The organism is Vibrio sp. 10N.247.311.47, assembly GCF_041467535.1.
GTDB classification, from domain to species: domain Bacteria; phylum Pseudomonadota; class Gammaproteobacteria; order Enterobacterales; family Vibrionaceae; genus Vibrio; species Vibrio crassostreae_C.
On the sequence record NZ_JBFSUR010000044.1, the window covers coordinates 1 to 19,146 of the forward strand.

General features: G+C 47.5%; 1 protein-coding gene. It reads left to right on the plus strand.

Features of this window, described 5'->3' with window-relative positions:
- On the plus strand, nt 1-19,025 hold a 19,025-nt coding region (locus tag AB6E51_RS21640), incomplete at its 5' end, for a tandem-95 repeat protein (RefSeq protein WP_372140171.1).
- Nucleotides 19,026-19,146 lie beyond the last annotated feature (121 nt).

The following is a 19,146-nucleotide window of genomic DNA, read 5'->3' on the forward strand; positions in this document are numbered from 1 at the left end:
CTAGCAGCCTAACGGTTGACGGTGATGCAACAGTCGTTGCTAATGATGACGGCAGTTTCACGATTACGCCAGATGAGAACTTCAACGGTGACATCGATATCAGTTTCGATATCTCTGATGGCACCAATACCGTTCAAGCATCGGCTGACCTAACGGTTAACCCAGTAAACGACCTACCAGTACCTCAAGATCAACAGTTCAGTATTGCAGAAGACGGTACTTTACAGTTCACAGACGCGGATCTGCTTACAGGCGCGACAGACGTTGAAGGTGATAACCTGACGGTTGAGGGCATCACTTATGAAGGCACTGATGGCGTACTGACTGACTTGGGTGAGGGATCATATAGCTTTGCTCCAAACGAAAACTTCAATGGTGATGTGAGCTTTAGCTTCGATGTGTCAGACGGTACCGATACCGTGTCTGCAAACATTGATGTTAGCGTGACTCCTGAGAACGATCCGCCTGTTGCGGGCTCAACGTCCTACACGGTGAATGAAGATAATTCGATTACCATTTCTGATGCACAACTATTGGCAACATCTTCAGATATTGAAGGTGATGTATCGATAGACAGCGTGACTTACTCTGGTAGCGACGGTGTCCTCGAAATCAATGGTAACGGCACTTACACCTTCTCGCCAAATGAGAACTTCAGCGGTGAAATTGCACTGGATGTGGTTGTTGCTGATGAAGATGGTGCGACCGACTCAACGACCGCGGGCATCAATGTTCTTGAAGTGAACGATCCGCCGGTTGCAGGCCCTACGTCTTACACCATTGATGAAGACTCAGTACTTACCTTCAGTGAGTCTCAAGTGTTGCTTAACGCCTCAGATGTAGAAGGGGATGTTGATCTTGTTGGTATTAGCTACGATGGCCCTGAGGGCATCTTCTCAGTAAATGGTGACGGCACTTGCAGCTTCGCTCCAAATGAGAACTTTAATGGCCAAGTTCAGCTTGATGTCACCATTCGTGATGAAGATGGTGCAGAAGTGGAAACCGTCATCAATGTTGACGTATTACCAATCAATGATGCGCCAGTGTCTGGTGATTTGGCTTACAACGTTAACGAAGATGGTTCAATCACACTGAGCCAAGATCAGCTGTTGTCTCAAGCGTCCGATGTAGAAGGCGAAGATCTAACCGCAAGTGACTTAACAGTTGGTGGTGATGCGACGGTTGTAGCTAACGATGACGGCAGTTTCACGATTACGCCAGATGAAAACTTCAACGGTGACATTGATATTCAATTCAACATCACTGACGGTACTGACACGGTTCAAGCAACCGCCGATCTTACTGTTAACCCAGTTAATGACTTGCCGGTTCCTCAAGACCAACAATTCAGTATCGCAGAAGACGGTACGCTTCAATTTACAGACGCCGACTTACTTACCGGTGCCACCGATATTGATGGCGACGACTTAACCGTTGAAGGTATTAGCTATACAGGTGGTGATGGCGTACTGACCGACCACGGTGATGGTACTTATACCTTTGCGCCAAATGAAAACTTCAATGGCGATGTGAACTTCAGTTTCGATGTGTCTGATGGCACAGAAACCGTTAGCGCTAACATTGATGTGAGTGTGACTCCTGAGAACGATCCGCCAGTTGCGGGTTCAACCTCATACATGGTCAATGAAGACAATGCCATCACAATTTCTGATGAACAGTTGCTAGCTAACTCTTCGGATATTGAAGGTGCGGTGTCGGTTGATACTGTGACTTACAGTGGCACTGATGGTGTGTTCCAAGATAACGGCGATGGCAGCTATACCTTCCTTCCTAATGAAAACTTCAGCGGTGATATCAGCCTTGATGTGATTGTTGCAGATGAAGAAGGTGCAATTGATGAAACCACAGCAGGTATTACCGTTCTTGAAGTGAACGATCCACCAGTTGCGGGTCCAACGTCATACACCATTGACGAAGATTCGGTTCTGACGTTCAGTGAATCTCAGATTCTTGTGAATGCTTCGGATATCGAAGGCGATGTAGAACTTGTTGGCATTAACTACGATGGCTCTGACGGTATCTTCACTGTAAATGGTGATGGTACATGCAGCTTTGCACCCAACGAAAACTTCAATGGTCAGGTTCAACTGGGTGTGACCATTCAAGATGAAGATGGCGCAACGGTTGAAACACACATTAACGTTGATGTATTGCCAATCAATGATGCGCCAGTATCGGGCGATTTGGCTTACACCATCAATGAAGATAGCTCCATCACGCTAAGCCAAGAGCAATTGCTAGCAAGAGCAGGTGATATCGATAGCGATAACTTAGAAGCTATCAATCTATCTACTGATGAAAATGCGACCATCCAACACAATGATGATGGCAGCTACACCATCACACCGAACGCAGATTACAACGGTGACCTAGATCTGAACTTCGATATCATCGATAACGATGGTGGTTCAGTTCAAGTTGGCCTAGACATTACCGTGAATCCGGTTAATGACTTGCCACAAGCGCAAGATCAACAGTTCACGATTGAAGAAGACGGTACGTTACTCTTCACCGATGCTGACCTGCTTGTAGGTGCGTCGGATATTGATGGTGATGAACTGTCGATTGAAAACGTACTCTACACAGGTGCAGATGGTGTTCTTAGCGATAATGGCGACGGCACATATAGCTTTGCTCCAAACGAGAACTTCAATGGTGATGTTCAATTCTCATTCGATGTCTCTGACGGTACTGATTCAACATCAGCTGTTATTGATGTCAGCGTAACGCCTGAGAATGATCCACCGGTAGCGGGCTCGACATCTTACACAGTCCAAGAAGATGGCCAAATCACGATCAGTGATGAGCAACTATTGGCAAACTCTTCCGATGTAGAAGGCGATGTTTCACTGTCTGGAGTATCGTACTTCGGTGATGACGGCTCATTTGTTGATAATGGCAATGGTACTTACACCTTTACGCCAAATGAAAACTTCGATGGTGATATTTCACTAGACGTTGTTGTCGTTGACGAAGACGGTGCAACCGCAACCACAACCGCTGGCATCGATGTTATCGCTGTGAATGACGGACCTGAAACTTCGGGCATTCAGGCTGAAGTCGATGAAGATAATTCAATCACCATTACTCAAGAGCAGTTACTCGCTAATGCGACCGATGTTGAAGGTGATGAGTTAACGGCATCTAACCTACAAACCAACGATCCAGATGCGACAATTGTTACTAATGAAGATGGTTCATTCACTATTACGCACACAGAAAACTTCAATGGCGAGTTGGACTTCACATACAGCATCAGTGATGGTGAGAATGAAGTTCTGACGACACTCGACTTGACGGTTAACCCTGTCAACGATGCGCCAGAAGCGGGCGATGAAATCTTCATCCAAGCGCAAGAAGACCAAACAGTTGGTGTGACACTTCGTGAAGAACCAGCACTACGTTTAGACCAAGCGCCAGAAAACGGCATCATTGAAGCAAATGTGAATGACGAATGGGTGGTACTGGAAGTAGGACAAGAAGTTCCTGCAGATACCGAAGTGCGCTTTGTTCCAAGTGAAGATGCTCTTGCTGAAGGTACACACACCACACAAATCGGTACGTTTGACGATAACGCGAGTGTGGATGATTGGGGTACAGAAGTTGACCCTTATACGCGTGAGTTCTCAGATGGTGACTTAACGGTAACTGTTCAAAGTAACGATGACCCTCTTGGTGCCTGGAATGGCAACACCCACATTGGTCATGGTATCGGTGATACTGACCGCCAAGGCTTAAGTGGTGATGAGAAACTGACGGTTTCAGTTGAAGGTCAAGACATCAATGAAATCAGTTTCCACCTAGATGGTTTGGGTGGCTGGTTCATGGAAGAGTCTCGTCACTTTACAGAAGTAGAAATCAAAGCGTTCAATGAGGATGGCGACCTAATTGACTCGATGACTTACCACAAAGAAGACCGTGGTACTTTCGAGACAGATTACACGCTAACGGTTGATCAACCAGTGTCCTACTTTGAGCTTGGTACCGTGCAAGGTAATGGTACTTACGTCGTTCAAAACATGACAGTGTCACAAACTTGTCATGATGAAGCGGTGTTTACATCGATTGGTGTAGATGGTTCAGAGATTACTGAAACGGTTGAGTTGAATATCCATGCGGGTGACAACGAAATCGAGTTAACGGCTGATCTTCCGAATATTACTGTCGATACCGATGGTTCTGCCCAGTTTGCTTCGGTTGTGATTACCGAAGAGCAACTACTGGCGCAAGCATCTGATATTGATGGCGACGACCTTGATATTGAAAATCTAGAGCTAGTGGGTGAAAACTCAGAGCATGCAACACTCACCGATAATGGTGATGGCACTTGGACGGTAACACCGGATGAAAACTTCCATGGTGAAATCGAACTTGGTTACCAAGTTACCGATGGTGAGCTGACAGACAGCAATATCATCAATATCAATTTCGAATCAGTAAATGATGCGCCAATCGTTTCTGGCCCGATTGTTCTATCGACAGATGAAGATGAAGGTATCACGTTCAGTGCAGATGACTTGCTAGCGAACACCACAGATGTGGAAGGCGATACGCTGTCTATTTCTGACATCACTTACGGTGGTGATAACGGTGAGCTAGTTGATAACGGCGATGGTACGTTTACCTTCATGCCGAATGAAAACTTCAATGGTGAAATCGACATCGACTACAAGGTGTTTGATGGAACTGATGAAGTTGCAACGCATCTAGACCTAACGGTCGTACCAGTCAATGATGTGCCGGTTCCGGGTGAACCATTGCACACCCAAATGCTTGAAAACGGCTCCATGATCATCGAAGCGAAAGACCTATTGTCTGGTGCTACCGATGTTGATGGCGACATTCTTCATGTCGAAAACCTATTACTTGCAGACCAAACGCAAGGTACGTTAACGGATAACGGTGATAATACCTTTACCTTCGAACCTGCAGAAGACTTCTACGGTGAAGTGAATCTGACTTTCGATATCAGTGATGGCCAAGCAAGCGCACCAAGTACAGCAAGAGTTGACGTTGAAATTGTCAATGAAGGCCCAGAGGTTGGTGGTCCAATTGAAGCCGCTGTTGATGAAGATGGTTCAATCACTATCACTCAAGAGGATCTGTTAGCGAATGCGACGGATGTCGATGGCGACAACCTTGAAGCCGTTAACTTAGCGACCAACGATCCAAATGCGGTTGTTGTAGAAAACCCAGACGGTAGCTTCACTATTACACCAAGTGCAGATTTCTTTGGTGAGATTGAGTTTACTTATGATGTCACTGACGCGATCGAAACTGTTGCGGCTGACCTCAACCTAACCGTAAACCCTATCAACGATGCTCCAGACGTGCCTGACATGTCTTTCACTACGGAAGACGGTCAAGCGATTACCATTACCGAAGCTGAACTATTAGCACAAGCGACAGACATTGAAGGCGACGAACTGTCAGTTGTGAATGTGACGAGTGCAAGCGACACGGTAGAAGTCACAGACAATGGCGATGGAACATACACATTAACACCAGAGCAGGGCTTCTTCGGTAACGTTGACTTAGCGTTTGATGTGAGCGATGGCACTGATGTGGTTGCCGCAAACATCGACCTAAAAGTTGAGTTCGTCAACGATGCGCCAGAAGCGACGCCAATGGTGGCAGATGTCGACGAAGATGGTTCAATCCTCGTTACACAAGAAATGTTGTTGGAGAACGCGAGCGACCAAGATGGCGATGAGTTGTTTGCAAGCGCGCTTGAAACTAACGATCCAAATGCCAGCATTGTAGACAATGGTGATGGCACGTACACAGTGACACCTTCAGAGAACTTCAATGGCGATATTGCATTCACTTATGAGGTGAGCGACGGTGAGCTGAGCACGTCTAATGATATGACATTGACCGTTAATCCGGTGAATGACATTCCAATTGTTGCTCCAGGAATGTACCACATCGAAGAGGATGGCAGCATCCTGTTCACTCAAGAAGATCTATTGAGTGCTGCAATTGATATTGATGGCGACGACCTAAGCGTTACCAGCATCAATTACTCTCGTGATGAAGGCACAGTAACCGACAACGGCGATGGCACGTTCAGCTTCGTTCCTGAAGAGCACTTCAGTGGTGATCTGCAGTTCAGCTTTACTGTGACAGACGGTACGGATGAAGTTGAACAAGACATTAATGTTCACGTTGAAGCAGTTGCTGATGCGCCTGACTTAGTTATCACGGATGGTGATGGTGTTAACGTCGACGACCAGGCGATTTTGGTTGAGCCAGGCGGTATTGTTGAACTGAACATTGCTGCGGCACTTGTCGACCAAGACTTGTCTGAAACACTCACTGTTACAGTAGATGGTGTGCCAGAAGGTTCGGTTATTCAATACGATAACGAAGGCGTTCTGAATGACCAAGAGAACGGTATCACTAGTTACAACGACACTGAAATCACAGTAACGTTTGAAGGTGAGACGGCTGGCTACCAAAACGCTGCGGGTTACTACAAAGTAGACGAAAACGGCAACATCACAGGTGTTGAAGTTGTTTACGAAAACGCATCACAAGTTGGTGGTGGCGGCGACCTTGTTCCAGGGCAAGATCAATTCAGCTTCCAAGTCGAGGAAGGTGAAAGCTTTAACCTGTTCTTAATTCCAAACGGACATCAGCACAACGACTTTGATGCGATGCAAGACGGTCAGTACGAGTTCCGTGCTGAGGATGGTTCGCCTGCGAACATGGATACGGTTGATCCTCAACTTGTCTTTGTGGCTGCTGATGGAACCGAGACAGTGATTCAAGGCCAAAATGGTGACGCGATCTTCCATGGTGGTTCAAGCTCTCAGCTAAACCAAGATGGTATCGAACATACTCGTACTACGGTTAATGAAGACGGCGAGCTGGTTTACGGATTTGAAGATTTGTATGGCGGCGGTGATGCTGACTATTCTGACTTCAACTTCACAATCGATGTCGGTGAAGTGAACAGCCAAATCTACAGCGGTGAAGTAACGGTTGGCCCTGATGGTACGGTGAACTTACCAACAACGGCTATCGAAAATGCGTTACAAATCCAGTTACCAGAAGACTTCAATGAGCAGCTTGAAGTTCATGTAACCGCAACTGCGACAGAGTTATCGAATGATGATTCTGAAACGGTATCTCAAACCATCTACATTAACGCGACAGGCGCGCACATTGAGCACGCACCTGAAGCACTTCCGGTTTCTGCAACGGTTGAAGAAGATGGTTCAATCATCATTACGCAAGAAGACTTATTGGCTAATGCGCGTGATTTAGATGGCGATCAGTTGACGGCTCTGAATTTAGCAACCGATGATGAGAGCGTTACGATTACCGATAACGGTGATGGTACGTACACATTAACGCCAGATGCTGATTTCAATGGCGATGTTAGCTTTACGTTTGATGTGTCTGATGGTGATGATGTTGTCTCTACCAACCTTGAGTTAACAGTTTCACCAGTAAATGACGGTCCAGAAGCACAAGACCACGCATTCACAGTCGGCGAAGATGGCGTGTTAACGTTCAATGACCAAGACCTATTAACAGGTGCAACGGACATTGAAGGGGACGACCTAAGTGTTGAAGGTGTAACTTACACTGGCGCAGATGGTGTCCTAACCGATAATGGCGATGGCACCTACAGTTTCGCGCCGAATGAAAACTTCAATGGCGATGTGAACTTCTCGTTCAATGTATCAGATGGAACCGATACGGTAACCGCTAACATTGATGTGAGCGTGACGCCAGAGAATGATCCTCCGGTTGCGGGTAGTACGTCTTACACGGTTCATGAAGACAACTCTATTACAATCAGCAACGAACAACTGCTAGCGAACTCTTCGGATATCGAAGGCGAAGTCGCAATTGATAACGTGACTTACAGTGGTAGCGACGGTGTTCTGGAAATCAACGGTGACGGTACATACACCTTCTCGCCAAACGAGAACTTTAATGGCGAAGTTAGCCTAGATGTTGTCGTGACGGATGAAGATGGAGCGACTGAAGCAACAACGGCGGGTATTACTGTCCTTGAGGTGAACGATCCGCCAGTTGCTGGCCCTACGTCATACACCATCGATGAAGATTCAGTACTGACTTTCAATGAGTCTCAAGTTCTGTTGAACGCTTCTGATATTGAAGGTGATGTTGAGCTTGTTGAGATCAACTACGATGGCCCAGACGGTATCTTCTCAATCAATGGTGACGGTACATGTAGCTTCGCTCCGAATGAAAACTTCAACGGCCAAGTTCAATTGGATGTAACCATTCAAGATGAAGACGGCGCTCAAGTTGATACGTTTATTACGGTTGATGTATTACCAATCAACGATGTACCAGTATCAGGCGACCTTGCATACAGTGTTGAGGAAGACGGTTCGATTACCTTGAGCCAAGAGCAGCTTCTTTCTCAAGCAAGCGATGTAGACGGAGACGACCTTACTGCTTCTAACTTGATTGTTGATGGAGACGCGACGGTTGTTGCTAACGATGACGGCAGCTTTACCATTACGCCAGATGCGAACTTCAATGGTGACATTGACCTAACGTTCGACATTAGCGACGGTACAGACACGCTCGTTGCGACGGCTGACCTAACCGTTAATCCAGTTAATGACCTTCCACAACCACAAGATCAAACGTTCAGCATTGGCGAAGACGGCATCTTGAATTTCACAGATGAAGACTTGCTAACAGGTGCTACCGATATCGATGGGGATGACCTATCGGTTGAAGGCGTGACTTACACAGGTGCCGACGGTGTTCTTACTGACAATGGCGACGGAAGCTACAGCTTTGCGCCAAACGAGAACTTCAATGGTGATTTAAACTTCAGTTTTGATGTGTCAGATGGCACGGATACGGTTCAAGCCAACATTGATGTCAGCGTGACACCAGAGAACGATCCACCGGTTGCAGGTAGCACGTCTTACACCGTTCATGAAGACAACTCAATTACCATCAGCGACGAACAGTTACTTGCTAACTCTTCGGACATTGAAGGTGATGTGGCCGTCGATAGCGTGACTTACACTGGCGCTGACGGTGTCTTTGAAGACAACGGTGACGGTACTTACACCTTCTCACCAAACGAAAACTTCAACGGCGAAGTTAGCCTTGATGTTGTCGTAACTGATGAAGAGGGCGCAACTGAAGCGACCACCGCGGGTATTACTGTACTTGAGGTGAACGATCCACCAATCGCAGGCTCAACCAGCTACTCAGTCAACGAGGACGAAGTTATCACCATCAGTTCAGAGCAACTGTTGGCAAACGCTTCTGATATCGAAGGTGAAGTGGCGATTGATAGCGTTAACTACACAGGTTCAGACGGTATCTTTACCAACAATGGTGACGGAACATTCAGCTTCGCACCTAACGCTAACTTCGATGGCGACGTAAGCCTTGATGTTGTCGTTACTGATGAAGAAGGCGCAACCGTAGCGACCAACGCAAGCATTGATGTTCTGCCTGTTAACGATGCTCCGGTATCGGGCGACTTGGCGTACAGCGTGGACGAAGATGGCTCAATTACCTTGAGCCAAGAGCAATTACTTGCTCAAGCGAGTGATGTTGATGGCGATGACTTAACAGCGGCTAACCTAACCGTTGGTGGTGATGCGACAGTTACAGCAAACGATGATGGTAGTTTCACTATCACGCCAGATGCTAACTTCAATGGCGACATTGATTTGAACTTCGACATTACCGATGGCGATGCGACGCTTCAAGCAACGGCTGACCTAACGGTTAACCCAGTTAATGACCTGCCAACTGTCGGTGAGCCACAGTTTGTGACTCAAGAAGACACCAGCTTTACCTTCACAGAAGAGCAACTTCTGCAAAATGCGGGCGACATTGATGGCGATAACCTATCGATTGAAAATGTGGCTTCAGATAGCGGTACTTTGGTTGATAACGGCGACGGTACTTACACATTCGCACCGAATGAAAACTTCGACGGCAATGTGAATGTGACGTTCGACGTGAATGACGGTACAGCGACAGTACCAGCAGAAGCGACGATTGATGTTCAATCTGTGGTTGATATGCCAGAGCTGTCGATTGCTTCTGACCTAGTGATTGCTTCAGACAACTTCGAGTCTGGCTCAAACGGTTGGAATACAGGCACAGAAAGCTCTCAAGGCTTCGAGTCGGGTGACATGCTAGGTCGTATTGGTGGAACGGGCGGTGATGAAGCCGTCAGCAAAACTTACGACATTCCAAGTGATGTGAGCGAAGTTAATATCTCGTTTAGCTTCTACGAAATTGACTCTTGGGATGGTGAGTCGTTCCAAATCTTTGTTGGTGGCGAAGAGCTTACTTCGTTAGATAATTCTGCGTTCCGTACTCAAGATGGCACAACAACGCTTTACGATTCAGAAGGAAATGAAGTCGGCGAAGTGGTTCACGGCGTATCGCAAGGTGAGGGCTTCAGTGGTTGGAATGACCAAGCACATCAAATCAACCTAACGGTACCAGTAGAAGACGGCCAACTTGAACTTGGCTTCGGTTCAACCCTGAATCAAAGCGTCGATGACGAGGCGTTTGGTATCGACAACATCGAAATCACAGTGTCTGACGCGGATTACCAAATCATTGGTACTGAAGACACACCTGTACCACTTGATATTGATGCAGCTCTAACAGATACCGATGGCTCAGAAAACCTTGCTATCTTGATTGAAGACGTGCCAGAAGGCAGCTCGCTTTCTGCAGGTACCGATAACGGTGATGGCACTTGGTCATTGCAACCAGGCGAGCTAGAAGGGCTAGAGTTTATCCCTTCAGGTGACTTCAATGGTGATGTGGTTCTAACTGTGAATGCAACATCAACAGATGTTGATACCGGTACAACCGCAACAGCTACGCAAGACGTGACGATTCACATCTCACCTGCGAACGATGCTCCAGAAGTTGACGGTGATATTAGTGCCGTTACAGCCGAAGATAACAGCATCACGCTAACTCAAGAGCAGTTGCTAGAGCACGCTGTCGACATTGATGGTGATGACCTATCAGCAATCAACCTAACCACCAATGATGAAAATGCGACCGTTCAAATGAACGACGATGGCAGTTTCACCATTACACCGAGTGAAGACTTCAACGGTAATATCGAATTTAGTTACGATGTCACCGATGGAGAGGACATGGTCGCTGCTGGCCTAGACTTGACGGTAACACCTGTCAATGATGCGCCAGAGCCACAAGATCAAGCATTCACTATTGGTGAAGATGGGGTTCTTAACTTCACTGACGCAGACCTGTTAACGGGTGCAACGGATGTTGAAGGTGACGACCTAACAGTCGAAGGTGTGACATACACTGGTGCTGATGGTGTGCTTACCGACAATGGTGACGGAAGCTACAGCTTTGCGCCAAACGAGAACTTCAATGGTGATGTGAACTTCAGCTTTGATGTGTCAGATGGCACGGATACGGTTCAAGCCAACATTGATGTGAGCGTGACGCCTGAGAACGATCCACCAGTGGCGGGTAGCACGTCTTACACTGTGCATGAAGACAACTCAATCACGATCAGTAACGAACAGCTATTAGCCAACTCTTCAGATATTGAAGGTGAGGTTGCGATTGATAGCGTGACTTACACTGGCAGTGACGGTGTGTTCGAAGACAACGGTGACGGCACTTACACCTTCTCGCCAAACGAGAACTTCAATGGTGATGTGAGCTTAGCGGTTGTTGTTACCGATGAAGAAGGGGCAACAGAAGCGACCACCGCGGGAATCACCGTACTTGAGGTGAACGATCCGCCAATCGCAGGCTCAACCAGCTACTCAGTCAACGAAGATGAAGTTATCACCATCAGTGCAGAGCAACTGTTGGCGAACTCTTCTGATATTGAAGGTGAAGTGGCGATTGATAGTGTTACTTACACAGGCGCTGACGGTATCTTTACTGACAACGGCAACGGCACATTCAGCTTTGCACCGAACGCAAACTTCGATGGCGATGTTAGCCTCGATGTAGTGGTGACAGATGAAGACGGTGCGACAGTAGCCACCAGCGCAAGTATTGATGTTCTTCCAATTAATGATCCACCAGTATCGGGTGACTTGGCATACAGCATTGATGAAGATGGTTCGATTACTCTGACTCAAGAGCAGTTGCTGTCTCAAGCATCTGATGTGGATGGCGATGATCTGACCGCAAGCAACTTAAGCGCAGGCGATAATGCAACCGTTGTTGATAATGGTGATGGCACCTTTACGGTAACGCCAGATGCGAACTTCAATGGCGATATCGACCTAAGCTTTGATATTTCGGACGGCACCGAGTCGATTGTGGCGAACGCCGATCTGACGGTAAACCCAGTCAATGACTTGCCAACGACATCTGATGTTTACGCGAACGTTGATGAAGACAACGTCATCACTATCACGCAGGAACAGCTACTTGCGAATGCCGCTGATATTGAGGGCGATGACCTTGTCGCTTCCGACTTAACCTTAGTGGGTGACGATGCAACGATTGTCGATAATGGCGATGGCACGTTCTCAATCACTCCAAGCGAAAACTTCAATGGCTACATCGATGTTGCCTACAGCATCAGCGATGGCGACACTCCAATTGCCGCTAACTTAGGCTTAACCGTTGACCCAGTTAACGACGCGCCGATTGTTTCTGCTGATGTGGCGATAACCATTGAAGAAGATGGTTCATACACCATTACTCAAGAAGAGCTCCTACAATTCGCGACTGACATCGAAGACGATGACATGACCGCAATTATTGGAGAGCAGGGCGATGAAACAACCGTAACCGGTACTGTGTTGGATGCTGAAACTGGTAATCCAATCGCAGGTGCGGATGTTACGCTAACCGACAACGCAGGTCATTCTTACACGGCGGAGACGGATCAATCCGGCAACTACTCTGTGAGCGGTCCTGTTGTTGACCAAGGTACCGTCACTATTGAACAAGAAGGCTCTATTACTAGCAGCTTCCTGGTTCCAGCAGGCGAAGATACCAACGGTGGCGTAACCGCTATATCCGAAGTACTTGAAGAAACAGATATGCGTATCGTGGTCACATGGGGTGACAGTCCACGTGATATGGACAACCACCTATGGCTCTACGATACAGAGAATGGCAGTGAGCTAGACCATATTTACTATCGCGACATGAGCCATGATTTGGGTGAAGGTAATGTCGTTCAGCAAGATGTAGATGACACGAATGGCGGTGGTCCTGAAACCATCACTATTCCAAATTATCAAGATGCTGACATGCACTATTCAGTACACAACTACACCAGCAGAAGTTGGGATGTAGATGGTGTTGAAGATGTACAGGTTCAGGTATTTGTTGGCGATACATTGGTTGAAACCTTTAGCCCTGATTTATCTGAAAGCCCATCGGGTGACCACTGGCATGTATTTGATATCGTGAACGGCGTTATTGTTCCAAGCCAAGATGTAGGCAGCGAGAATGCGTTTGATTTACCAACGGCAGAAGAAGCGCTCGCGAATGAAAACGGCATTGATATCTCTGAATTGCTAACCGGCGAGGAAGGTGATGATTCTGGTGAAACGGGTGGTAACGAACCAAGTGTTGGAGATGTTTCCATTGAGAACGCTCTTATCACTGACAATGGTGATGGTACTTACACCATTACACCGGAAGAGAACTTCAATGGTGAATTCTCGATTAGCTACAACGTAGACGATGGCAACGGTGGGGTTACTCCAGCGGAACTAGACGTGACCGTAACAGCAGTTAACGACCTTTCTGTAATTTACGACCACGACTACACCATTAATGAAGATGGTTCGCTGACCTTTACCGATGAACAGCTATTGGCTGGTGCAACGGATATTGATGGCGATGACCTTTCTGTCGAGTCGGTTAACTACGAAGGTACAGACGGTGTGTTCACGGATAACGGCGACGGTACTTATACCTTTGCTCCAAACGAGAACTTCAACGGTAATGTCGACCTAACTTACGATGTGAGTGATGGTACAGATGTTGTATCGGCGAATATTGATGTTCAAGTGGTTCCAATCAACGACGTACCGGTAGCGGGTTCTACGACTTACAGTGTTGAAGAAGACGGCAGTATCACCCTAAGCGATGCACAACTTCTAGCGAATAGCTCGGATGTTGAAGGGGAAGTGTTTGTCAGCGATGTAAGCTACAGCGGCACTGATGGTGTATTCACTGATAATGGTGATGGTACTTACACCTTTGCTCCAAACGAAAACTTTAACGGTGACATCAGTCTTGATGTCTCTGTTATGGATGAAGATGGCGCAACCGCTGAAACAACCGCAGGTATCGACGTCATTGCCGTTAATGACTTGCCAGTTGCAGGTTCAACGACCTACAGCGTTGACGAAGATAACGTGATTACCATCTCTGAAGCACAGCTTCTTGCGAACAGCTCAGACATTGAAGGTGATGTATCCGTTAGCGACGTTTCCTACTCAGGCGCAGACGGTATCTTTACTGACAATGGTGATGGTACTTACAGCTTCGCACCAAATGAAAACTTCAACGGCAATGTCAGCCTAGATGTCACCGTTGCTGATGAAGAGGGTGCAACGGCTGAAACCACTGCGGGTATTGAAGTTATCGCGGTTAACGACGCGCCAGTGTCAGGTGACTTGGCTTACTCAGTGGATGAAGATGGTTCAATCACACTAAGCCAAGAGCAGCTGCTTGCTCAAGCATCGGATGTGGACGGCGATGATCTTACCGCTGCCAACCTAACCGCCGGTGATAACGCGACCGTTACGGCAAACGATGATGGTTCATTTACCATTACCCCGGATGCTGACTTTAATGGCGATATTGACCTAAGCTTCGACCTTTCTGATGGTACTGAAACGGTTGTTGCAACGGCTGACCTTACTGTGAATCCAGTGAATGACATCGCAGTTGTAGAAGATGTCGCTTACACCATTGAAGAAGACGGTTCGCTTACCTTTACGGACGAGCAACTGCTAGCAGGTGCTTCTGATATTGATGGTGATGAGCTTTCAGTTGCCGACGTGTCTTACACTGGCGCAGAGGGTGTGTTTACCGACAATGGCGATGGAACCTACACCTTTGCACCGAACGAGAACTTCAACGGTGACGTAAGCCTAGACTTCTCAGTATCTGACGGTACAGAGACGGTCGATGCTAACATTGACGTAACGGTAACAGACGTTAACGATGCACCAGTGGCAGGCGCAACGTCTTACCAAATGAACGAAGATGGCACCATCACATTGAGCCCTGAGCAGTTGATTGCTAATAGCTCTGACGTTGATGGTGAAGTGTCACTTGATAGCGTGAGCTACTCAGGTGCAGACGGTATCTTGGTTCAAAATGAAGATGGTTCGGTAACGTTCGCACCAAACGAAAACTTTAACGGCGACATCAACCTTGATGTGACGGTTATTGATGACGACGGTGCGACGGCTCAAACCACCGCTGGTATTGAAGTTATTGCTGTTAATGACGCCCCAGTGGCCGGAAATGTGGCTTACTCGGTTGATGAAGATGGTTCAATTACGCTATCTCAAGAGCAGTTGCTGGCTAACGCATCCGATGTTGATGGTGATGCACTGACCGCAAGCAACCTATCTGCAGGTGACAATGCGACTGTAACAGCGAACGAAGATGGTTCATTTACTATCATGCCGGATGCTGATTTCAACGGTGACATTGATTTGAGCTTCGATGTGTCAGATGGCCTTGAAACTGTTCAAGCTGGCGTCGACCTAACCGTTAACCCAGTCAATGACCTACCAACAGCAGAAGACCAAAACTTTACCGTTGAGGAAGATGGAACGCTAATCTTCACGGATGCAGACCTACTAGCAGGCGCTGCAGACATTGACGGCGATGACTTGTCTATCTCGGATGTGTCTTACACGGGTGCAGAGGGTGTGTTCACTGACAACGGTGACGGCACTTATAGCTTTGCTCCGAACGAGAACTTCAATGGCGATGTAAACCTTGGCTTCACAGTGACTGATGGCACTGAGACAGTCGATGCGAATATTGGTGTGACGGTAACGGATGTTAACGATGCGCCAGTAGCGGGTTCTACGTCTTACCAAATGAACGAAGATGGCACCATCACAATCAGCCCTGAGCAGTTAATTGCTAATAGCTCTGACGTTGATGGTGAAGTGTCGCTTGAAAGTGTGACTTACACAGGCTCTGACGGCACCTTGGTTCAAAACGATAACGGGTCTGTGACCTTCACGCCAAACGAGAACTTTAATGGTGATATCAGCCTAGATGTGGTCGTGACCGATGATGACGGTGCGACTGCTACAACAACGGCAGGAATCGAAGTTCTGGCTGTGAACGATGGACCTGAGTCGGAGGATGTGAAACTAACCACAGCCGAAGACAGCACCATTCTTATCACACAAGACATGTTGTTAGCTCAAGCTACCGACATCGATAACACCGCAGACGAGCTGTCGGCTTCTGGTCTACAAATCGACCCTAGCTTGGGTGAGTTGCTAGATAACGAAGATGGTACTTGGTCATTTACACCAAACGAAAACTTCAATGGCGATGTGCCAATGACGTTTAACGTTAGCGATGGCCAAGAGACAATTTCAGTCGACGGCAACATCGATGTTACGCCAGTGAATGATGCACCTGAAGCGCCAATGATTGAGATGCAAGGCGAAGAAGATGTGGTCATGGTGATTGACCCGGCTTACATCGCGGATCAAGTGACAGACCTTGATGGCGACGAGATCAGCATTGAGAGCATCACAGTACGAGCACCAGCGAATGCGACCTTAACTCAGCAACCAGACGGCATGTATCACTTAGTGACTACTCAAGACTTTAATGGCTTAGTAGAACTCGGTTATCAAGCTACTGACGGTGAAGAAGTGGTTGATGGCTCGCTGAATGTGGATGTCATTCCGGTTAACGACGCACCATTCAACGTCGGCAACGCAATGATGACCACCAACGAAGATGGCGCGTTCACCTTCGATGCTGGCGACTTGATGAACTTGTTCGGTGACATTGATACCGCAGACCTTGTTGTTTCTCGCATTATCACCGCAGACGGTGAAGATGGCGGAGAAGTTACAGACAACGGTGATGGTACTTGGACATTCACACCAACAGGCGACTTTGCGGGTGTTTCTGACCTACAAGTTGTCGTGAGTGACGGTGAGTTCGAAACGGTTCTCGATGTTCCTGTGTACGTACGTCCTGTCGCAGATGGCGCGGTTATTTCAACTGACCATGACGGTCCATTAGTCTTCGGCGAAGATGAAACGGGTCACTTGGGACTGAACGTTGGCCTAGTCGATGATTCAGAAACACTAAGTAACTTGGTGATGACAGGTTTCCCTGTTGGATTCGAGGTAACAGATGGTGTGAATACCGTGATGATCACCGAGCCGGGTCAATACATCGACCTGTTCGACTGGGATATCTCAAACATTCAAATGACGCCGCCTGAAGACTTCCATGGTGAGTTCTTCGTAACCGTAAGCGCAACAACGGTTGATTACGGAGATGAGCCGGAAGCGTTTGATGATGGTATCGATTCAGGTGATTTCGAAACTGTGGCGGGTGATTCCATCATCCTAACGGCGGACGACCTAATTGCTTTGGCTGAGAATGTGGATGCAGACAGCGATGATGAAGTGAAACTGGTTCATCTTGCCGACCGCAGCCAAGGTGAGATTGTCGATAATGGCGATGGCACTTGGACGTTCACACCAGCACCAGGCTTCACGGGCGAAGCAGACATTGCGTACGTAGTTGATAAAGATGGCGTGCTTCATGATGAGCAAACTGGCGTAGTCGTGAAAGAAGGTGACTCGCAAGAGAATGCAGCACCAGAAGTTAACAGCACCACAACGACGGAAATCGCAGCGGATGCCACCTTGTCGTTCACTGATGAAGACATGTTAGCGAATCTGAGCGATGCAGAAGGCGACAGCTTGAGCATTGAGTCAGTAAGCTTGATGGAAGGTCAGGGCGTAATTGAGAGCGATAACCAAGGTAACTATCAATTCACTCCTGCTGAAGACTACACCGGCGATGTTCAAGTTGGGTTTATAGCGACCGATGGCGAAAATCGCATCGAAAGCTTCTTCAATGTGGATATCCAAAGTGGCGATGAAACAGCGGCGAGCGAAGGTTATACCTTAGCTGATGATGGTTCACTAACTATCACGGATGCACAGCTGGTGGATGAGTTGGGCGTGAGTGATTCTGCACAGGTTGTTGATGTTGCAGACGCGAACGATGCTGGCTTCTTTGCTCAATCTGGTGAAGGTGAGTGGACTTACTGGCCGAACGAAGACTTCGATGGCAATTTAGCGATGAATGTTGAAGTTAACGACGGCGGTGAAGTATCAAGTCACAGCTTAAGCATCCAAGTTGAAGATGATTCAGTACAAAGTGATGAACCACAAGTACAAGCTGCTCAAGCAACAGAAGAGCAACAAGTAGATGTGGCTCAACAAGCTGATGACCAAGCTCAAGATGCTGAAGCTGAAGGCAGCACAGCAGATGTAACCGCGGCGCCGGGCGATACCATCTCTATCTCGATTCCAGATGAGGTGAGTGGTAACGAATCGGTTGATTACGCTGATATGTCTGGCTTACCTGAGGGCGCTACTGTGAGCAACGCACTGGATAACGGTGATGGTAGCTTCACAATCAGTGGCAACCTAGAGCAGCCTGTATCCGTTGAACTTCCAGAAGGTTATGAAGGTACTAGCGAGATCCAATTCCAAGGTTACGACGAATTGGGTAGTTCAATAGACGGTGCTAGCGGTTCTGTTGAGGTTGAGGTCGATGATCAATACACCATGCAAGGTTCTACTCAAGAGCAGCAACCAGACATGGCGGGTATGGAATCTGGAGGCAGCGACTGGACAAGTTCAGGTGGTCAAGATCAAGGTGTTGACTTCACGGATGACTCTGGAAGCTTTGATTCAGATTCTCAAACTGGAACCGATCAAGGCAACGACTTCGACCAAAGCTCGATTTAATCGAGAGGGCTTGGTTTTAGTCTGAACCGACATTTAGTCTAAACCGACAAGTAGATAGGGCAGCGTAAAGTTGCCCTCATTAAAGCCATGTAGAGTTATTGATACATGGCTTTTTTTTATT